The sequence below is a fragment of the Paraburkholderia sp. MPAMCS5 genome, from assembly GCF_036016995.1.
Classification (GTDB): domain Bacteria; phylum Pseudomonadota; class Gammaproteobacteria; order Burkholderiales; family Burkholderiaceae; genus Paraburkholderia.
On record NZ_JAYXBK010000011.1, the window covers coordinates 57,214 to 75,351 of the forward strand.

Below are 18,138 nucleotides of genomic sequence, written 5' to 3' on the forward strand. Positions count from 1 at the left end.
CATCGCGCGGCCTTAACTCGAAGCGTTGCGCCATGTCCTCTACTTCTACTGTGCTTGCAGATGTGCCGCTGTTCCCGCTGCATACGGTTCTGTTTCCCGACGGAATTCTGCCGCTGAAGATTTTCGAAGCGCGCTACCTCGACATGGCACGCGACTGCCTGCGGGAGAAGACGCCCTTCGGCGTATGCCTGTTAAAAAGCGGCGCGGAAGTCGCGCGAGACAACGAGCCTTCAGTGCCCGAATCAATCGGCTGTCTCGCGCAAATCGAGGAGTGCGACGTCGAAGCGTTCGGCATGCTGCTGATTCGCGCACGCGGCACGCGGCGCTTCCGGCTGCTGTCGCATCGCGTGGAAAGCAGCGGTTTGCTGGTCGGCATGGCCGAGCCGCTCGGCGAAGACCGGCCGCTCGAAGGCAACGAGCCGCTGGCCAAATTCGGCGCGTGCGCCGAAGTGCTGGAGCGGATCATTGCAACGATCCGTGAACGCGACCCGGAAAGCCTGCCGTTCGCCGAGCCTTTTCGACTCGACGATCCGTCCTGGGTATCGAACCGTCTTGCCGAAGTACTGCCGATCGCGCTGCGAGCGCGCCAGAAACTGATGGAAATGCTGGACGCCGGCGCGCGCATCGACGTGGTTCATCACTACATGCAGCAACATCAGTTGCTTTAGCTCCGAACGTCCGCGCCCATTCGTCAGATCAGCGAGCCCTGCAAGCTGTCCAGCAGCTTGCGCACGGGCGCGGGCACGCCGAAAGAATCGAGATCGCTTAGCGCAACCCATGCCGTATCGGCATCACCGAGCGCGGCGAGCGCACCGACCGCGCGATCCAGTTCCGCGAGCCGCGGCTCGATATCCAGCTTGAAATGCGTGAAGACGTGCGTGAGCGGCGCGAGCGGCGACACCGCTCCGTCACCGCCGAATTCGCGCGCGCGCACCGCGAGCGACGCTTCGTCGGCGGCTTCGGGCAAGCTCCACAAGCCGCCCCAGATGCCCGACGGCGGGCGCTTTTCGAGCATCACCGCGTTGCCGTCGCGCAGCACGAGCATCCACGTGCGACGCGTAGGCACGGCTTTCTTCGGGCGCGCCGCCGGCAGTTCACGCTGACGTCCCGTCACGTTCGCGACGCAGTCGCCGGCGAAAGGGCAACGCAGGCAGTCGGGCTTGCCGCGCACGCACAGCGTGGCTCCCAGGTCCATCAGGCCTTGCGTGTAGGCGCTAACTTCGTCGTCCGATGCATTCAAAGGCAACAGCGATTCCGCCAGCGTCCACATCGCATTCTCGACCCTCTTTTCGCCCGGAAAGCCTTCGACGCCAAACACACGCGCCAGCACGCGCTTCACGTTGCCGTCGAGAATCGTCGCGCGGGCGCCGAACGCGAACGACGCGATCGCGGCCGCCGTCGAGCGGCCAATGCCCGGCAATTCCGCGAGTTCGTCCACTGACGCCGGAAACGCGCCGCCATGCTGCTCGACCACGGCCTGCGCGCAGCGATGCAGGTTGCGCGCACGCGTGTAGTAGCCGAGGCCAGCCCACAGCGCCATGACGTCGTCGATGGGCGCGGCGGCGAGCGCGGCGACATCCGGAAACCGCGCGAGAAATTTCGCGTAGTACGGAATCACCGTCGACACCTGTGTCTGTTGCAGCATGATTTCCGACAGCCAGATGCGATACGGATCGCGCGTGTTCTGCCACGGCAGGTCATGTCGGCCGTGTTCGCGTTGCCACGCAATGAGCCGCGCGGAAAAGTCGGACACGAGCGCGGAAGGGAATGAAGTCGAACCGGAAGCTGAACCGGAAATCAGGCGTGAAGGCATTGAAAATTTAGCGCTGGCAGGTGGGACAGAAATAAGTGGAGCGCTGACCTTGCACGATCTGTCTGATCGGCGTGCCGCATACGCGGCACGGCTCGCCCGCGCGGTCATACACGAAGTAGTCGAGCTGGAAATACCCGCTCTCGCCGTTGCTGCCGACGAAATCGCGCAGCGTGCTGCCGCCTTTTTCGATCGCTGCGGCGAGCGTCACGCGCACCGCGTCCGCGAGGAGCCCATAGCGCACGAGCGAGACACGGCCCGCCGCGGTGGTAGGCCGGATACCTGCACGAAACAGACTCTCCGACGCGTAGATATTTCCCACGCCGACCACGATTTCACCGGCCAGCAACGCCTGTTTCACCGACACCTTGCGTCCGCGCGTGAGTCGATGCATCAGCGCGCCCGAGAACGCCGGCGAGAAAGGCTCGACGCCGAGACTCGCGAGCAGCGGATGCTCGAGCACGTCCCCGGCTTCGCGCGGGTGCCACAGCACCGCGCCAAAGCGCCGCGGATCGCGAAAGCGCAAAATGAAGTCGTCGAAAATCCAGTCGACGTGATCGTGTTTCGCCGCGGCGGGCGGATGCGGCACGTGACGCAGCACACGCAACGTCCCTGTCATGCCAAGATGCACGATGAACCAGCCCGCGTCGATTTCGAAGAGCAGATATTTGCCGCGCCGCTCCACGTTGCGCACCGTGCGGCCGCGCAAGGTCTTCGCAAGGTCCGGCGGAATCGGCCACCGCAATGCGGGCGTGCGGACCTCGACGCGCTCGACCTTGCGGCCGGCCACATACGGTTCGATTCCTCGTCGGGTAACCTCAACTTCTGGCAACTCTGGCATGTCTAACTGGTGTGCAACTTGCGTGAGTGGTTGTGCGCGTATTGTAGCGAGCGCGTTACAATCGTCCGAAACATTGAACGGATTTCCATGAACTTGTCCTTCGTGAAGCTGTTTTTGAAGCGCCCCGCCAGCGCATCCCGCGTGCCGCACGCCGTGTCCGCGCGACGGGTGCTCGGCGCAGCCGCGCTCGCCCTGTGGGCGCTGGGCGCAGCGCCCGCGCACGCGCAGGACCCGCAGCCGGGCCCCGACGACAACTCGGTCACGCTAACCGACTCGCTCGGCCCGGCGTCGGCGGAAGAAGAGAAGTCGCTGCCCAATGTGCAGTTGACGAGTCAGATCGTATTCCAGGTGCTCGCCGCCGAAGTCGCGCTGCAACGCAATCAGCCCGCGCCCGCGTATCAGACGTATCTCGCCCTCGCGCGCGACACGCATGATCCGCGCATGGCGCAGCGCGCCACCGAAATCGCGCTGGCCGCGCAAAGTCCGTCCGACGCATTGGCGGCCGCGCAATTGTGGCAGCAGTACGCGCCAAGCTCGGAGCGCGCCTCGCAACTGGACGCTTCGCTGCTCGTGCTGTCGGGAAAACCTGACGACGCGGAGCCGCTGCTCACGCGCGAACTCGCCAAGGTGCCCGCGGAAAACCGCGGCAATGCCATTCTCGCGCTTCAGTTGCTGCTCTCGCGCGGACCGAACCGGATCGGCGGCCTGCACGTGCTGCAAGACATGCTGAAGAACGACATGAACCGGCCGGAAGCGCAATTGGCGCTCGCGCGCCAGCAACTGGTTTCCGACGACGCGCCCGGCGCGCGCAAGTCGCTCGAACAGGCGCTCCAGATCAAGCCGGACTACTTGCCGGCCGCGCTCACGCTGTCGCAAATGGGTCCGGAGGAGCGCAAGGAAGGCATTGCGTCGCTCGAAAAATACGTGCAGCAAAATCCGAAGTCGCATGACGCGCGTCTCGCGCTCGCGCAAATGTATCTCGCGAGCGACCGTCTGGACGACGCGCAGAAGCAGTTCGAGGTCATGCACAAGGCCAACGCGAACGACCTTACGCCGCTCATGGCGCTCGCGCTCATCAAGATCCAGCAGAAAAATTTCAACGATGCGCAGGCGTACCTCACGCAGTACGCGCAGCAAGCCGAGAAAACGCCCGGCGCCGACGCCGGTCAGGCGTATATCTATCTGGCGCAGTTGTCGCTCGAACAGAAGAACGAAGCGGCTGCGAGCGGCTGGCTCGACAAGGTTTCGCCGTCCAGCCAGCAATACATGCCGGCGCAGATCACGCGCGCGCAATTGCTCGCCAAGCAAGGCAAGCTCGACGACGCGCGCAAGCAGCTCGCCAACCTGCATCCGGCCGATCCGCGCGACCAGGCGCTGCTCGCACGCACCGACGCGGCCATGCTGTTCGACGCCAAGCGCTACCCCGAGGCGGAAACACGCCTGCAACAAGCCACGGCCGCGTTCCCCGAAGACCCGGATCTGACCTACGACTACGCAATGGCCGCTGAAAAAAACGGCCACTACGAAGTCATGGAAGCGCAATTGCGCAAGCTGATCCAGACGCAGCCGGACAATCCGCAGGCCTACAACGCGCTCGGCTATTCGCTGGCCGATCGCAATCAGCGTCTCGCGGAAGCGGACAAGCTGGTGGAAAAGGCTTCGTCGCTGGCGCCGAACGACGCGTTCATCATGGACAGCGTCGGCTGGGTCAAGTACCGCATGGGCGACACGTCGGACGCGATCAAGCTGCTGCGCAAAGCCTATGACATTCAGCCGAACGCCGAAATCGGCGCGCACCTCGGCGAAGTGTTGTGGAAGTCCGGCAACCAGGAGCAGGCACGCGCCGCATTTCGCGAAGCGCGCAAGCTCGAACCGGACAACGAAACGCTCGTTAAAACGCTGCAACGTCTTCAGGTGAACGATCTTTGATGCGTCTTTCCCGCTTTTTTTCTTCTCCGTGCGTGCCGCGTCGCGCGGCGCTCGGTCTTGCGGCGGCGGCCGTCGTGGCCCTGGCCGGCTGTGCATCGGTGAAACCGCAAGGGCCGTCCACGTCGAATGCCGCGACCGCGGTAACGGCGCAAACGAGCCGTGCTTACCAGGGACGTTTCGCGGTCCAGTACAACGACCAGAACGGCCAGCAGCGCAACGCGTACGGCAATTTTTCGTGGCAGGAAACCGGCGACACGGTCACGTTGCAATTGCGCAATCCGCTTGGGCAGACGCTCGCGATCGTGACCTCGTCACCTGCTTCGGCCACGCTTGAATTGCCGAACCGCCAGCCGCTCACCGCGGACAATGTCTCCACGCTGATGCAAAACGCGCTTGGCTTCGCGCTGCCCGTCGAGGGATTGCGTTACTGGCTGCAGCCTTCGCCCGCGCCCACTTCACGCGCCAAAACCGAGAAGGACCCGCAGCAACCGTCGCATTTCAAGGAAATCATGCAAGACGGCTGGACGATCGACTATCTCGCCTACGCCGAAGCGCCGGCAACCGGCGTGAAACGGGTGAACCTGACCCGCTCGGAGCCGCCGCTCGACATCAAACTCGTGCTGGATCAGTAACCGCGCCCTCGCGCGAGCCTGCCGCTTATTCGGCGCCACGTGGCGCCTGTATCCTCGACTCATGATTGAAACCACCGATTCGCTGCGCGATTGCCTCGCGCCAGCGAAACTCAACCTCTTTCTGCACATCACCGGGCGCCGGGCAGACGGCTATCACACGCTGCAAACGGTCTTCCAGTTGCTCGACTGGGGCGACACGCTGCACTTTACGCGGCGAGGCGACGGCCTCGTCAAGCGCAGCACCGAAATCGCCGACGTACCACCTGAGCACGATCTCACCGTGCGCGCCGCGAACCTTCTCAAGGCGCACACGGGCTCGCCCGAAGGCGTCGATATCGAAATCGAAAAGCGTCTGCCGATGGGCGCCGGCCTGGGCGGCGGCAGCTCCGATGCGGCGACCACGCTGCTCGCCCTGAACCGGCTGTGGAAACTGAATTTGCCGCGGCTGGAATTGCAGGCATTGGCATTGAAGCTTGGCGCGGACGTGCCTTTCTTCGTTTTTGGAAAAAATGCGTTCGCCGAGGGTGTCGGAGAAGCTTTAGACGTTGTACAATTGCCGCCGCGTCATTTCCTGGTAGTGACGCCAAGGGTTCATGTTCCGACTGCAGCGATTTTCTCCGAAAAAGCGTTGACAAGAGATTCAAAAGCCCTCATAATTACGGACTTTCCTGCAGAACTTAGCTGCAACACTGAATGGCCGGAAAGCTTCGGCCGGAATGACATGCAGCAGGTTGTCGTGGGAAAGTACGCGGAAGTGGCGCAAGTGTTGCGATGGTTTGAAAACGTCGCACCGGCGCGGATGTCTGGATCAGGCGCAAGTATTTTTGCAGCGTTCCGTAGTAAAGCTGAAGCAGAAGCGGCGCAAGCCAAGCTGCCAGCCGAATGGAACAGCGCAGTAGCCGCCAGCTTAGATCAGCATCCACTCTTTGCTTTCGCGTCATAGGTTTTGCATCGTCGAACGAAACTCCACGTTCGGCGAAGCTCAAAGTTAGTGTAGGGGAGTCGCCAAGCTGGTTAAGGCACCGGATTTTGATTCCGGCATGCAAAGGTTCGAATCCTTTCTCCCCTGCCAAAAATTCTCGCATTTCCCCTCGCCCCCAGCCTGAAGCAGGTGCACGATGAGCAGCCATGACGGCCTGATGGTTTTTACTGGCAACGCAAATCCGGCGCTTGCACAGGAAGTCGTCAAAATTCTCGGTATTCCCCTCGGCAAAGCAATGGTTAGCCGTTTCTCGGACGGTGAAATCCAAGTCGAGATTCAGGAAAATGTGCGTGGCAAGGACGTCTTCGTTCTTCAGTCCACGTGCGCGCCGGCGAACGACAATCTGATGGAACTGATGATCATGGTGGACGCGCTCAAGCGTGCATCCGCCGGCCGGATCACCGCAGCCATCCCCTACTTCGGTTATGCACGCCAGGATCGCCGCCCTCGTTCGGCGCGCGTCGCCATCTCGGCGAAAATCGTGGCGAACATGCTGGAAATCGCAGGTGTCGAGCGGATCATCACGATGGATCTGCACGCCGACCAGATTCAAGGCTTCTTCGACATTCCCGTCGACAACATTTACGCTACGCCCGTGCTGCTCGGCGATCTGCGCAAGCAGAACTACGAGAACCTGCTGGTCGTTTCGCCGGACGTCGGCGGCGTGGTGCGCGCCCGGGCATTGGCGAAGCAGCTCAACTGCGACCTCGCGATCATCGACAAACGCCGCCCCAAGGCGAACGTTGCCGAAGTGATGAACATCATCGGTGAAGTCGAAGGCCGCACGTGCGTGATCATGGACGACATGGTCGACACCGCCGGCACGCTCTGCAAGGCAGCACAGGTTTTGAAGGAACGCGGCGCGAAGCAGGTTTTCGCCTACGCCACGCACCCGGTTCTGTCGGGTGGCGCCGGCGAGCGTATCGCCGCATCCGCACTGGACGAACTCGTCGTCACGGACACGATCCCGCTCGGCGAAGAAGCCCGCTCGTGCGCAAAGATCCGTTCGCTGACCAGCGCGGGCCTGCTTGCCGAAACGTTCTCGCGCATCCGCCGCGGCGATTCGGTCATGTCGCTGTTCGCTGAAAGTTAAGTATTTGCGAAGGCGCGGCGTATCGCTTCATGCGGCACGCGGCGCTTTTGCACAATCGGCGTGAACGAACGAAGGTTCATGCCGCAGCTCTGGGGCCTCAGCCATAACGGCTTGCGGGCCCCGTTTTTACTGCCTGGTCGCGGGCAGTGCATTGGAGATACAAGATGAAAGTTGTCGCCTTCGAGCGTTCTTTGCAAGGTACGGGTGCGAGCCGCCGCCTGCGTAACTCGGGCAAGACGCCGGGTATCGTGTATGGCGCGGATGCTGAAACGCAATTGGTCGAACTGGACCACAACGCGCTGTGGCACGCACTGAAGAAAGAAGTTTTCCACTCGTCGATTCTCGATCTGGAAATCGCTGGCAAGTCGCAACAGGTTCTGCTGCGCGACGTGCAATACCACCCGTTCCGTCAGCTCGTACTGCACGTGGACTTCCAGCGAGTCGACGCGAAGAAGAAGCTGCACACGAAGGTGCCGCTGCACTTCATGAACCAGGAATCGAACCCGGCAGTGAAGCTGTCGAGCGCGGTGATCTCGCACGTCGTCAACGAACTGGAAATCGAGTGCCTGCCGACGGCACTCCCGGAATTCATCGAAGTCGACCTGGCCAAGATCGAAGCGGGTCAATCGGTTCACGCCAAGGACATCCCGCTGCCGGCAGGCGTCTCGCTGGTTGCTCACCTTGAAGCAGAAAACCCGGTGGTTGCAGCTGCAACGATCCCGGCTGGCGCAGTGTCCGAAAGCGACGCCGCTGCTGATGAAGGCGAAACGCCGGCTGCTTAAGCGCCAGTCAGGCACTGAGCAAGTAATCCTCTCGATCCGTTTCCATGAGACGGTCGATATGACCCGCCGAGGTTCGCCCCGGCGGGTTTTTTTTCGGTTTTTTTCGGCCCCGCCGTATTCGGCGTGCGGGCCAGACGGACCCACACAATCATGATCAAGCTGATCGTCGGGCTCGGCAATCCGGGCGCCGAATACACCGCGACGCGCCACAACGCCGGCTTCTGGCTGGTCGACCAACTGGCACGCGAAGCCGGCACGACGCTGCGCGACGAGCGGCGCTTCCACGGCTTTTACGCGAAGGCGCGACTCCACGGGGAGGAAGTGCATTTGCTCGAGCCGCAGACTTATATGAATCGCTCGGGGCAGTCGGTCGTCTCGGTCGCGCAGTTTTTCAAGATTCTGCCCGATGAGATTCTGGTCGCGCACGATGAACTGGACATGCCGCCTGGCAGCGTGAAGCTGAAGCTCGGCGGCGGCAGCGGCGGTCATAATGGTTTGAAGGACATCACCGCGCACTTGTCGTCGCAGCAATATTGGCGGCTGCGAATCGGCATCGGGCATCCGCGCGACCTGATTCCGGAGAGCGCGCGCGCCGGCGCAAAGCCGGACGTCGCGAATTACGTGCTGAAGCCGCCGCGGCGCGAAGAGCAGGATGTGATCGATGCATCCATCGAGCGTGCGCTGGCAGTCACGCCGCAGATCATCAAGGGCGAACTCGAACGAGCGATGATGCAGTTGCATCGCAATTCGTAACGGCCCCGTTTGCAATACCCTGCCGCGCCGTCTGATCATCGGCTTCGCAAAGATAGGAGAATCGTTTGAGCCGCTATTGGAGTGACATCGTCCACCGTCTGACGCCCTATGTGCCCGGCGAACAGCCGCAGCTCGCGCATCCCGTCAAGCTGAACACCAACGAGAATCCCTATCCTCCTTCGCCGCGCGTGCTCGCGGCGATCCGCCAGGAACTCGGCGATGCGGCGGAGTCGCTGCGGCGCTACCCCGATCCGACCGCGCTCAAGCTGCGCGAAACGGTTGCCGCCTATCACGGCATCCGCGCAGATCAGATTTTCGCGGGCAATGGCTCGGACGAGGTGCTGGCTCTCACTTTCCAGGCATTGTTGAAGCACGACAAGCCGCTGCTGTTCCCCGACATCACATACAGCTTTTATCCCACTTACGCGCGGCTTTTCGAAGTCGACTATCAGACGATTCCGCTCGACGACGTCCTCGCCATCAACATCGACGACTATGCGGTGCCCAACGGCGGCGTTCTCTTCCCGAACCCGAACGCGCCGACCGGACGTCCTTTGCCGCTTGCCGACATCGAGCGGCTTCTCGCGAAGAATGTCGATTCCGTCGTCGTGATCGACGAAGCCTATGTGGATTTCGGCGCCGAATCGGCAATCGCGCTAATCGACCGTTACCCGAATCTGCTGGTGGTGCAGACGGTGTCCAAGTCGCGGTCGCTGGCGGGCATGCGTGTGGGTTTCGCCTTCGGCAATGTGGAATTGATCGGCGCGCTGAATCGCGTGAAAGACAGTTTCAATTCGTATCCGCTCGACCGCCTCGCGCAAGTCGCCGCGCGCGCGGCGTACGAAGACGACGCCTGGTTTCGCGACACCTGCGCGAAAGTGATGGCAAGCCGCGAGCGGCTGGCGGCGGGGTTGACGGCGCTCGGTTTCGACGTGGTGCCGTCGGCGGCGAATCTGCTGTTCGCGCGCCACGAAGCGTTCGACGCCGCGACGCTCGTCGCGCGGTTGCGCGATAAAGAGATTTTCGTGCGCCACTTTACGGCGCCGCGAATCGACCAACACTTGCGCATCTCGGTCGGCACCGACGCCGAATGCCAGATCCTGCTCGACGCATTGCGCGACATTTTCGGCGCTTACGTCGGCTAACCGCGGCTCGACGCAAAAAAACGGCGAGGCCCGCGCCTCGCCGTTTTCGTTTATTTGAAGCTGGATGACGTCACTCAGTCTTTGCCGCCTGCAGCGCGTGATACTTCGCCATCAAACCTTCCGGCGTTTCGAGATGTTCGGGGTCTCGCGGAATGCACTCGACCGGGCACACCTGAATGCACTGCGGTTCGTCGAAATGTCCGACGCACTCGGTACATTTCTTCGGGTCGATTACATAGATTTCCGGGCCCATCGAAATTGCGTCGTTCGGGCACTCCGGCTCGCACACGTCGCAATTGATGCACTCGTCGGTAATCATCAGGGCCATACTTCTCTCACTTCACGCCGGCGGGAGCCGACTCTCATCCGTCAAACCGACAGTTTACGCCGGTTACGGCTGCCCCGCCGAGCCGCCATTATTCGCGTCCAATGCCGCGACCTTTTCCTTCAGCCGTTTTTCGACCGATGGGAAAACGAACTTGCTCACATCGCCGCCCAGTTGGGCGATCTCACGCACGATCGTGCCCGAGATGAACTGGTACTGATCGGACGGCGTCATGAACATGGTTTCCACGTCGGGCAACAGATAGCGGTTCATGCCCGCCATCTGGAACTCATATTCGAAGTCCGACACGGCGCGCAGGCCGCGCACGATGACTCGCGCGTTGTTGGTGCGCACGAAGTCTTTCAGGAGCCCTTTGAAGCTCATCACCTGAACGTTCGGATAATGGCCAAGCACCTCGTGGGCGATATCAAGCCGCTCTTGCAACGTGAAGAACGGCTTCTTGTTGCGGCTATCGGCCACGCCGACCACCAGCGTGTCGAAAATGCTCGACGCACGCCGAACGAGGTCTTCGTGACCGCGCGTCAGCGGATCGAACGTGCCCGGGTACACGGCGACTACCATGAGATTTCTCCTCTCTTCAGACAGTTGGGCACGTCAAAGCGTCCACGCGACGCATCTGGCACCGGCCGCGCGCGTGGCGGCAAATCGCCCGGCGCCTGTTATGGAAGGCGCATTATTCCTCATTTTCGCGTTGCAGCAAATGGAAGTGGACGGCGCCCGCTTTACCCTGGCGGACAATCTCCCAGCCAGCAAGCGCTTCGTTCGCGTCCGGCTCCAGCGCGGCGCCGGACTCGACGTACAGAAAACCGTCTTGGCTGACGAGCGGAACAGCCAACGCGAGTGCCTTGTCGAGCAGATCGTCGCCGAAAGGTGGATCGAGAAACACCACGTCGAACGAAGCTGGCGGCAGGCTCGCGGCCAGGCGCAAGCCGTCTGCTTCGGCAATTTCGATCATGCGCGCCGCGAGGCGCTCCTGATTCGCCCGCAACTGACCGGCGGCCCGCGCGTTGCGCTCGACCATCAGCACACGCGCCGCTCCGCGCGACGCCGCTTCGAAGCCGAGCGCGCCGCTGCCCGCGAACAGATCGAGGCAGCGCTGGCCGTCCAGACGTTGTCCGAGCCAGTTGAACAGCGTTTCGCGGACGCGGTCCGGCGTGGGACGCAGCCCGTCGAGGTCGAGCACGGGCAGCGGCGTGCGTTTCCAGTCGCCGCCGATGATCCGGATGGCATGCGGCTTACCGCCCTTGGAGGAGGCGCCATGGGCGCGGGAAGGTGCTGAACGGGGCATGCAGATTCGATTACGTTGATAAAAGCGTCCGCGTCAATCAAGCAAGCGGACCGGAGCGCCCACGTTACCACAGGGGCGCCGCGCGTCCAGCCTGGCCGTTCGGCCTATACGACGTGGGACGGCGCGCCTGATAAAATGTGCGGCTTCCAGCGCCTTGCATCCCGCATTGCAACGCTGCCTGCCGCTCCCGCCGGTGCTGTACCGGCTGCGCGCATCGGCGCGCGCTCTCACCACGCCAGATCATGTTCAGCTTTTTCAAACGATTCAAGGGTTCGAAAGAGCCCGACAACGCGCCAGACGAGTCGCAAACCGCGCCTGAAGGCGTGGCCGACGAACCGGCTGTCGAGGCGCCCGCCGCGCCGCAAGTGCGCGCGCCCGCTAGCGTCGTCATGCCGCCCGCAGTCGCCGCGCCCCAATATCTGCCGGAAACAGAGCCCGAAGCCGAGGCGGATTTCGACGAAACGTCGCTCGAAACCGTCGAAATCGTGCCCCCGCCTTTGCAGGATGCGAGCGCGAGGCGCTCGTGGCTGACTCGCCTGAAAACCGGCTTGTCTAAAACAAGCTCGAGCCTCACCGGCATTTTCGTCGGCACGAAGATCGATGAGGATCTTTACGAAGAACTCGAAACCGCGCTGCTGATGTCGGACGCGGGCGTCGACGCCACCGAATTCCTGCTCGAAGCGCTGCGCGAGAAAGTGCGCGCCGAGCGTCTCACCGAACCGTTGCAGGTCAAGACGGCACTGCGCACGCTCCTCGTCGATCTGCTGAAGCCGCTAGAAAAGTCGCTAATGCTCGGGCGCGCGCAGCCGCTCGTCATGATGATCGCGGGCGTCAACGGCGCGGGCAAAACCACCAGCATCGGCAAGCTCGCCAAGCATTTGCAGAGTTTCAACCAGTCCGTGCTGCTGGCCGCCGGCGATACGTTCCGCGCCGCCGCGCGCGAGCAGCTCGCCATCTGGGGTCAGCGCAACAATGTCACCGTGGTGTCGCAGGAAAGCGGCGACCCGGCCGCTGTGATTTTCGACGCAGTCGGCGCGGCTCGGGCCCGCAAGATCGACGTGATGATGGCGGACACCGCCGGCCGTCTGCCCACGCAACTGCATCTCATGGAAGAGCTGCGCAAGGTGAAGCGCGTGATCGGCAAGGCGCTGCACGGCGCGCCGCACGAGGTGTTGCTCGTGATCGACGCCAACACGGGCCAGAATGCGCTCGCGCAAGTCAAAGCTTTCGACGACGCGCTCGGCCTGACCGGCCTCATCGTCACCAAGCTGGACGGCACGGCCAAAGGCGGCATTCTCGCGGCCATCGCGCGGCAGCGTCCGATTCCGGTGTATTTCATCGGCGTCGGAGAAAAGGTCGAGGACTTGCAGCCGTTTAGCGCCGAAGAGTTTTCCGACGCGTTGCTGGGCGGCTGAACGGCAATCGCGCGCAGGCACCGCCGCCCGCGTGGGTTCTCATACGGCCGCTGCATGAAAAAGGGCACTCCGCGGAGTGCCCTTTTTGTCTTCAACCTCACTGGATCATTCGGCGTCCGGCTGCACGCCCGGCGCCGCGCGCGCGAATGCATCGAGTTGCATCGCGTAATCGTGGATGCGCTGAATGGTCGGAAACTTCGCGGTATCAATCTTGAAGCGCTGCGCATTGAACACCTGCGGAATCAGGCAGGCGTCGGCGAGCGTGGGCGTGTCGCCGAAACACAGCTTGCCGGTGCGCGCGTCGGCCGCGAGATGCGCCTCGAGCGTCGCAAATCCCGCCTCGACCCAATGCCGATACCAGGCATCTTTTGCATCGTCGTCCACGCGCAGCGTGTGCTTCAGATACTTGAGCACGCGCAGGTTGTTCAGCGGATGAATCTCGCACGCCACCTGCAACGCCACCGCGCGCACAAACGCGCGGTCGGCGGGTGACTTCGGCAGCAGCGGAGGCTCCGGGTGGGTTTCCTCCAGATACTCCATGATCGCCAGCGACTGCGGCACCGTCTCGTGGCCGTCGATCAACGTGGGAACGATGCCGTCCAGGTTGACCTTGCGGTACTCCGGCCGCAACTGTTCGCCGCCGTCGCGCACGAGATGCACGGGCACATACTCGTAGGGCAGATTCTTCAGATTCAGCGCAATACGCACGCGATACGACGCCGAGCTGCGGAAATAGCTGTAGAGCTTCATGTCGTTGTCTCCTCCGAAACCGCGTCAGACGACGCGCACGCTCAGCTCGCCGAGACCGTCCACGCCGCCTTTCATCAGATCGCCGGGAACCACTGCGCCGACACCTTCCGGCGTGCCGGTGAAAATCAGATCGCCGGGTTGCAATTCGAACAGCGTCGAGAGATACGCAATGGTTTCGCCAATCGACCAGATGAGCTGCGACACGTCCGAACGTTGCTTCTCTTCGCCGTTCACGGAAAGCCAGATCGCGCCCTTGCCGATGTGGCCGACCGTCGAAACCGGATGAACCGGGCCGAGCGGCGCCGAGCGGTCGAAGCCCTTCGCGGTGTCCCATGGACGCCCCAGCTTCTTCGCCTCGGCCTGAAGATCGCGGCGCGTCATGTCGAGACCGAGCGCGTAGCCGTAGACGTGATCGAGCGCGCTTTCCGCCGGGATGTTCCTGCCGCCTTTGCCGATCGCCGCCACGAGTTCCATCTCGAAGTGGACGTTTTTCGACAGCGACGGATACGGAAATTCGCCCGTCTCGCCCGGCGCGACGTACAGCACGGCATCGGCCGGCTTGCCGAAGAAAAACGGCGGCTCGCGGTCGGGATCGTGTCCCATCTCGCGGGCATGCGCCTCGTAATTGCGGCCGACACAGTAAATGCGGCGCACCGGGAACTGCTCGCTGGACCCCACAACCGGCACCGCGACCACTGGCGCGGGTGCAAATACGTAACTCATCCCGTTCTCCGTTTTTTGATATGAGCCGCAAGGCGGCGATAAAAGGCGAGTGTAACGCGCGGCACCGGGCGGCGCGCGCCAGTCCGGCATGCGCCCGCGACAGCCGCGCGCCGCCCGCAATGTCTCGCCGCGCGGCTATAGATGCGATACTCACACCAGACAGCGTCCCTTGAATACTGTGGCGGCCCGCTCGCGAGCGGCACGCCAGCACGTCCACCTTACCCTCATGACAGACTCCGCCGACACCGCCGCCCCCTTTCCCTGCGCCCGTTTCATCAAGGAAATCGGACGCGGGCCGAACGGCGCCCGCGCGCTCACCGCCGACGACACCCGCGCGCTCTACACCGCCATGCTCGACGGCCGCGTCGGCGAACTGGAACTCGGCGCGATCATGCTGGCTTACCGCGTGAAAGGCGAAACCGCCGACGAACTCGCCGCGATGCTGGCGGGCGCGCATGCGTCGTTTGAGCCGGTGCACCTGCCGACCGGCGAATTCCAGCCGGTATCGATACCGAGCTACAACGGCGCGCGCAAGCAGCCGAATCTCGTGCCGCTGCTCGCGCTGCTGCTCGCGCGCCAGGGTGTGCCGGTCCTCGTACACGGCATCACCGAAGATCCGGGCCGCGTGACGAGCGCTGAAATTTTCACGCATCTGCGCATTCCGCACGCCGGCGCGCACGACGATATCGAAGACGGCCTCGCCGAGCATCGTCTAGCCTTTGCGCCGATCGAGGTGCTCGCGCCGAAACTCGCGCATCTGCTCTCGCTGCGCAAGCGCATGGGGGTGCGCAATTCGACGCACACGCTCGTCAAGATTCTTCAGCCGTTTGCGCCTGCGGGACTGCGCCTCGTCAACTACACGCACCCGCCGTATCGCGAGAGTCTCACGCAACTGTTCAACACGCATCCGGACGCGGCGGCCGGCGGCGCGCTGCTGGCGCGCGGCACGGAAGGCGAAGCGGTCGCCGATACGCGGCGGCAGGTGCAGGTCGACTGGCTGCACGACGGCATCTGCGAAACGCGCGTGCCGCATGAGCGCTCGTCGCGCGACGCGCCCGAGGTCGAGCTGCCCGAAGCGCGCGACGCAGCAACCACCGCGGCCTGGATCGGCGCCGTGCTGCGCGGCGAGGCGCCGGTGCCGAGCGCGATCGAGCGGCAGGTGGAGTTGATCGTCGACGTCGCGAGAATCGCGGCGTAGTGCGTAGTGCAATGAAGGAGGATTAGGCGCGGCCCGCGCGAGCGGACCCGAACCGGCAGCGCCTCACTCGATCGCGCAGCGCGTGGCCTGCCACGCGATTAGACGCCACTGCCCGTCTTCCTGCGTGTGGATCGCGGTGTAGGCGATCGGAAACAGCAGCGCGCCATTGTTCGCTTCCATCTCGATCAGCGCGCGGCCGGTCACGACGCAGGTCTCCCGGCCCACCGGCAACACCTCTTGCGATTGCACTTCGATCTGCCGGTAGCGACGCCGCCCGGCCGTGATGCCGTCGATGAACTGCCGCTTCGTCTCGCGCTTGCCGTTCGTGTGCACATAGCTCACGTTGTCCGCGAGCAGCGTGTCGAGCGATTGCCCGTCGCCCTCGACCATCGCGCGGAAGCGCTCCCGCTCCAGCCCGCGAATCGCCTCGATTGTCTTTGCCGCCATTGCTCAGCCCCTTGCACCGGTGAGCCGGACGTGGCCACGGTCGTCAGAAGTTATATTGCAGATATAGCTGGTGGAAATTTATACCAGGATTCGGCTCTTTGATACCGCCATTCGAAACATGCTGGAAGCGGTAGCCTGCCAGGTACTGCTGGTGGCCGCCGAACTGCACGCCCACGCCGGCCAGCTCGGCGAACTGGATCGCGGTGGACAAGGTGAGGGTCGAAGAAATTCGCGGGCTCGACAGCAGGCGGACACCTGCGCCCACTTCGGCGAAGGGCCGGATCGACCCCGCGCCGTTAATGAAGCGAATGATAGGCGTCACACCGATTTCGCCGATGTTCTCGTGCACATTCCCTTCGGTGGTATGCCACCAGCCGACGTGGGCTTCGCCGATCAGCGCGAAATGCCAGTCGCCGATCTGCCACCACGTGAGATTCGGGTCCCACACGAGGCCGAGATCCAGCTGTTTGATATGGTGGTCGCCGATTGCGCCCGCGACCTGCACGCCGAACTGATCCGCCGCGACGAGGCCTGAGCCACTGAACAGCACCGCCGCGCACAGAGTTTTGAGAGCCAGACCACGCACAGCGTTTTTTTTCTTGTTCATCGGGCACCTGAACTCAGCGAAGGTTGAACAATCTGTTACAGCTTTGCGTATTCTATCGACAATCCTCGTTCGGCGGATCGTATTAAGAAACTTGTTTTTTTGCAATTAATCACGTCAAAACACCCGAAAACGGTCGAATGTCACGCCGAATACGCGACCATCCGGTAAGTTCGACGGCTCGCACATGCACGCCCAAAGCGGCGTATCATGGCTATTGAATGTCGAATTTCAATAGGAATTTTCGGAACTTGGATGGCCCTACGGGCTCTAAGTATTAGCACTCGGGAAATGAGAGTGCTAACATCCAACGCTGGAGTCGTTACCTGAACACGCTTTTGCCTGATTCCAAAGGAGTTTTACACGTGAGCCATGCATTGACCCTTCCGAGTACTCTGAGCCCGTCGTCGGCTAAGGCCGCTCCGGCAGGTGCACTGGCGCTCTCGCATTCCTCCCTGCTGCCCGGGCAACTGGGCAATATCGACGCCTACATCCAGGCCGTAAATCGGATTCCGATGCTGACGCCGGCAGAAGAACGCCAGTTCGCCACAGAATTCCGCGAGCACGACAACCTCGAGGCTGCACGCCGCCTCGTGCTGTCGCACCTGCGGCTGGTCGTCTCGATCGCTCGTAACTATCTGGGTTACGGGCTGCCGCACGCCGACCTGATTCAGGAAGGCAATATCGGCCTGATGAAGGCCGTGAAGCGGTTCGACCCCGAGCAGAACGTGCGTCTCGTGTCGTACGCCATGCACTGGATCAAGGCTGAGATTCACGAATACATTCTGCGCAACTGGCGCATGGTGAAGGTCGCCACGACCAAGGCGCAGCGCAAGCTGTTCTTCAATCTGCGCAGCCACAAGCAGGGCTTGGGCGCCTTCACGCCGGACGAGATCGAAGGTCTCGCCAAGGAGTTGAACGTCAAGCGCGAAGAAGTGGCCGAAATGGAAACGCGCCTGTCCGGCGGCGACATCGCGCTGGAAGGTCAGGTTGAAGACGGCGAAGAGTCGTACGCGCCCATCGCGTATCTCGCCGACTCGCACAGCGAGCCGACCGCCGTGCTGGCTTCGCGTCAACGCGACAAGCTGCAAAGCGACGGTATTGCGACGGCGCTTGATTCACTGGACGCGCGCAGCCGCCGCATTATCGAAGCGCGCTGGTTGAAGGTGGAAGACGACGGTTCGGGCGGCTCCACGCTGCACGAACTGGCCGACGAGTTCGGCGTGTCGGCCGAGCGGATTCGCCAGATCGAAGCAAGCGCGATGAAGAAAATGCGCGGCGCACTGACCGAGTACGCGTAAGAAGTCAGACACGCGCCCTAGCAGGCGGTTAGGACGCCGCACGTGACGTCAGTCGCAAAGCCCTGCCCTCGTCAGACGGCAGGGCTTTTTTACGCGTGC

At 62.7% G+C, this 18,138-nt stretch carries 20 protein-coding genes and 1 tRNA gene; 12 read left to right on the forward strand and 9 right to left on the reverse strand.

Annotation, left to right across the window (positions count from 1 at the left end; genetic code table 11):
• Positions 1 to 32: 32 nt before the first annotated feature.
• On the forward strand, positions 33 to 668 hold the full coding sequence (locus VOM14_RS22455; RefSeq protein WP_327630951.1) for an LON peptidase substrate-binding domain-containing protein: 636 nt from the start codon (positions 33 to 35) through the stop codon (positions 666 to 668).
• 23 nt (positions 669 to 691) lie between these two features.
• Here the strand turns inward: VOM14_RS22455 and mutY are convergent, their stop codons facing one another.
• Together mutY and mutM are read right to left on the reverse strand one after the other, a co-directional pair.
• Positions 692 to 1,813, reverse strand: coding sequence for an A/G-specific adenine glycosylase (mutY, locus tag VOM14_RS22460; RefSeq protein WP_327630952.1), 1,122 nt, complete (start codon positions 1,811 to 1,813; stop codon positions 692 to 694).
• A 7-nt stretch (positions 1,814 to 1,820) separates the two neighbouring features.
• Positions 1,821 to 2,651, reverse strand: coding sequence for a bifunctional DNA-formamidopyrimidine glycosylase/DNA-(apurinic or apyrimidinic site) lyase (gene mutM, locus VOM14_RS22465; protein WP_327630953.1), 831 nt, complete (start codon positions 2,649 to 2,651; stop codon positions 1,821 to 1,823).
• An 87-nt stretch (positions 2,652 to 2,738) separates the two neighbouring features.
• On the opposite strand from mutM, the gene VOM14_RS22470 reads away from it, so the two are divergent.
• The 8 genes from VOM14_RS22470 to hisC all read left to right on the forward strand — a co-directional run bounded on the left by VOM14_RS22470 (position 2,739) and on the right by hisC (position 9,967).
• Positions 2,739 to 4,580, forward strand: a complete 1,842-nt coding sequence (locus tag VOM14_RS22470; RefSeq protein ID WP_327630954.1) for a tetratricopeptide repeat protein — start codon at positions 2,739 to 2,741, stop codon at positions 4,578 to 4,580.
• Positions 4,580 to 5,212, forward strand: coding sequence for a lipoprotein insertase outer membrane protein LolB (gene lolB / locus VOM14_RS22475; protein WP_327631077.1), 633 nt, complete (start codon positions 4,580 to 4,582; stop codon positions 5,210 to 5,212). The genes VOM14_RS22470 and lolB overlap by 1 nt, the downstream gene beginning before the upstream one ends.
• Positions 5,213 to 5,273: 61 nt before the next feature.
• Positions 5,274 to 6,155 (forward strand): 4-(cytidine 5'-diphospho)-2-C-methyl-D-erythritol kinase, encoded by an 882-nt coding sequence (gene ispE, locus VOM14_RS22480; protein WP_327630955.1) that lies wholly within the window; start codon positions 5,274 to 5,276, stop codon positions 6,153 to 6,155.
• Positions 6,156 to 6,207: 52 nt separating this feature from the next.
• Positions 6,208 to 6,284: transfer RNA gene (locus VOM14_RS22485), tRNA-Gln, on the forward strand.
• Positions 6,285 to 6,330: 46 nt separating this feature from the next.
• Positions 6,331 to 7,287, forward strand: coding sequence for a ribose-phosphate pyrophosphokinase (locus VOM14_RS22490; RefSeq protein WP_006048037.1), 957 nt, complete (start codon positions 6,331 to 6,333; stop codon positions 7,285 to 7,287).
• Between the two features lie 164 nt (positions 7,288 to 7,451).
• Positions 7,452 to 8,069 (forward strand): 50S ribosomal protein L25/general stress protein Ctc, encoded by a 618-nt coding sequence (locus tag VOM14_RS22495; RefSeq protein ID WP_327630956.1) that lies wholly within the window; start codon positions 7,452 to 7,454, stop codon positions 8,067 to 8,069.
• A 150-nt stretch (positions 8,070 to 8,219) separates the two neighbouring features.
• Positions 8,220 to 8,822 carry an aminoacyl-tRNA hydrolase gene (gene pth, locus VOM14_RS22500; protein WP_327630957.1) on the forward strand — a complete coding sequence of 201 codons (603 nt, stop codon included), beginning with the start codon at positions 8,220 to 8,222 and terminating at the stop codon, positions 8,820 to 8,822.
• A gap of 65 nt (positions 8,823 to 8,887) precedes the next feature.
• Positions 8,888 to 9,967 (forward strand): histidinol-phosphate transaminase, encoded by a 1,080-nt coding sequence (gene hisC, locus VOM14_RS22505; RefSeq protein ID WP_327630958.1) that lies wholly within the window; start codon positions 8,888 to 8,890, stop codon positions 9,965 to 9,967.
• 70 nt (positions 9,968 to 10,037) lie between these two features.
• Here hisC and VOM14_RS22510 read toward each other — a convergent pair whose 3' ends face one another.
• The 3 genes from VOM14_RS22510 to rsmD form a co-directional block, all read right to left on the reverse strand.
• A complete protein-coding gene (locus VOM14_RS22510; RefSeq protein WP_327630959.1) occupies positions 10,038 to 10,295 on the reverse strand; it encodes a YfhL family 4Fe-4S dicluster ferredoxin in 258 nt (85 codons plus the stop codon).
• A 63-nt stretch (positions 10,296 to 10,358) separates the two neighbouring features.
• A complete protein-coding gene (coaD, locus tag VOM14_RS22515) occupies positions 10,359 to 10,874 on the reverse strand; it encodes a pantetheine-phosphate adenylyltransferase (protein WP_327630960.1) in 516 nt (171 codons plus the stop codon).
• 112 nt (positions 10,875 to 10,986) lie between these two features.
• Entirely contained in the window at positions 10,987 to 11,601 is a 615-nt protein-coding gene (gene rsmD, locus VOM14_RS22520) for a 16S rRNA (guanine(966)-N(2))-methyltransferase RsmD (protein ID WP_327630961.1), read from the reverse strand.
• Positions 11,602 to 11,843: 242 nt separating this feature from the next.
• On the opposite strand from rsmD, the gene ftsY reads away from it, so the two are divergent.
• Positions 11,844 to 13,016 (forward strand): signal recognition particle-docking protein FtsY, encoded by a 1,173-nt coding sequence (ftsY, locus tag VOM14_RS22525; protein WP_327630962.1) that lies wholly within the window; start codon positions 11,844 to 11,846, stop codon positions 13,014 to 13,016.
• A gap of 105 nt (positions 13,017 to 13,121) precedes the next feature.
• Here the strand turns inward: ftsY and maiA are convergent, their stop codons facing one another.
• Both maiA and VOM14_RS22535 read right to left on the reverse strand, forming a co-directional pair.
• Entirely contained in the window at positions 13,122 to 13,766 is a 645-nt protein-coding gene (gene maiA, locus VOM14_RS22530) for a maleylacetoacetate isomerase (RefSeq protein ID WP_327630963.1), read from the reverse strand.
• A 24-nt stretch (positions 13,767 to 13,790) separates the two neighbouring features.
• Complete coding sequence (locus tag VOM14_RS22535) at positions 13,791 to 14,489, reverse strand: fumarylacetoacetate hydrolase family protein (RefSeq protein ID WP_327630964.1); 699 nt, start codon at positions 14,487 to 14,489, stop codon at positions 13,791 to 13,793.
• Positions 14,490 to 14,715: 226 nt separating this feature from the next.
• Here VOM14_RS22535 and ybiB point away from each other — a divergent pair, with 226 nt between their 5' ends.
• Positions 14,716 to 15,687: a DNA-binding protein YbiB gene (ybiB, locus tag VOM14_RS22540; protein ID WP_327630965.1), complete on the forward strand. Its 972-nt coding sequence runs from the start codon at positions 14,716 to 14,718 to the stop codon at positions 15,685 to 15,687.
• Positions 15,688 to 15,750: 63 nt separating this feature from the next.
• Here ybiB and VOM14_RS22545 read toward each other — a convergent pair whose 3' ends face one another.
• Positions 15,751 to 16,134 (reverse strand): nuclear transport factor 2 family protein, encoded by a 384-nt coding sequence (locus tag VOM14_RS22545; protein WP_327630966.1) that lies wholly within the window; start codon positions 16,132 to 16,134, stop codon positions 15,751 to 15,753.
• A 43-nt stretch (positions 16,135 to 16,177) separates the two neighbouring features.
• A complete protein-coding gene (locus tag VOM14_RS22550; RefSeq protein WP_327631078.1) occupies positions 16,178 to 16,741 on the reverse strand; it encodes an acyloxyacyl hydrolase in 564 nt (187 codons plus the stop codon).
• Between the two features lie 362 nt (positions 16,742 to 17,103).
• On the opposite strand from VOM14_RS22550, the gene rpoH reads away from it, so the two are divergent.
• Positions 17,104 to 18,039: an RNA polymerase sigma factor RpoH gene (gene rpoH, locus VOM14_RS22555; RefSeq protein ID WP_327630967.1), complete on the forward strand. Its 936-nt coding sequence runs from the start codon at positions 17,104 to 17,106 to the stop codon at positions 18,037 to 18,039.
• Positions 18,040 to 18,138 lie beyond the last annotated feature (99 nt).

Coding starts and splice junctions, on each gene's coding strand:
- VOM14_RS22455 (WP_327630951.1), top strand. CDS start 33: ATGTCCTCTACTTCTACTGTGCTTGCAGATGTGCCGCTGTTCCCGCTG.
- mutY (WP_327630952.1), bottom strand. CDS start 1,813: ATGCCTTCACGCCTGATTTCCGGTTCAGCTTCCGGTTCGACTTCATTC.
- mutM (WP_327630953.1), bottom strand. CDS start 2,651: ATGCCAGAGTTGCCAGAAGTTGAGGTTACCCGACGAGGAATCGAACCG.
- VOM14_RS22470 (WP_327630954.1), top strand. CDS start 2,739: ATGAACTTGTCCTTCGTGAAGCTGTTTTTGAAGCGCCCCGCCAGCGCA.
- lolB (WP_327631077.1), top strand. CDS start 4,580: ATGCGTCTTTCCCGCTTTTTTTCTTCTCCGTGCGTGCCGCGTCGCGCG.
- ispE (WP_327630955.1), top strand. CDS start 5,274: ATGATTGAAACCACCGATTCGCTGCGCGATTGCCTCGCGCCAGCGAAA.
- VOM14_RS22490 (WP_006048037.1), top strand. CDS start 6,331: ATGAGCAGCCATGACGGCCTGATGGTTTTTACTGGCAACGCAAATCCG.
- VOM14_RS22495 (WP_327630956.1), top strand. CDS start 7,452: ATGAAAGTTGTCGCCTTCGAGCGTTCTTTGCAAGGTACGGGTGCGAGC.
- pth (WP_327630957.1), top strand. CDS start 8,220: ATGATCAAGCTGATCGTCGGGCTCGGCAATCCGGGCGCCGAATACACC.
- VOM14_RS22510 (WP_327630959.1), bottom strand. CDS start 10,295: ATGGCCCTGATGATTACCGACGAGTGCATCAATTGCGACGTGTGCGAG.
- coaD (WP_327630960.1), bottom strand. CDS start 10,874: ATGGTAGTCGCCGTGTACCCGGGCACGTTCGATCCGCTGACGCGCGGT.
- rsmD (WP_327630961.1), bottom strand. CDS start 11,601: ATGCCCCGTTCAGCACCTTCCCGCGCCCATGGCGCCTCCTCCAAGGGC.
- ftsY (WP_327630962.1), top strand. CDS start 11,844: ATGTTCAGCTTTTTCAAACGATTCAAGGGTTCGAAAGAGCCCGACAAC.
- maiA (WP_327630963.1), bottom strand. CDS start 13,766: ATGAAGCTCTACAGCTATTTCCGCAGCTCGGCGTCGTATCGCGTGCGT.
- VOM14_RS22535 (WP_327630964.1), bottom strand. CDS start 14,489: ATGAGTTACGTATTTGCACCCGCGCCAGTGGTCGCGGTGCCGGTTGTG.
- ybiB (WP_327630965.1), top strand. CDS start 14,716: ATGACAGACTCCGCCGACACCGCCGCCCCCTTTCCCTGCGCCCGTTTC.
- VOM14_RS22545 (WP_327630966.1), bottom strand. CDS start 16,134: ATGGCGGCAAAGACAATCGAGGCGATTCGCGGGCTGGAGCGGGAGCGC.
- VOM14_RS22550 (WP_327631078.1), bottom strand. CDS start 16,741: ATGAACAAGAAAAAAAACGCTGTGCGTGGTCTGGCTCTCAAAACTCTG.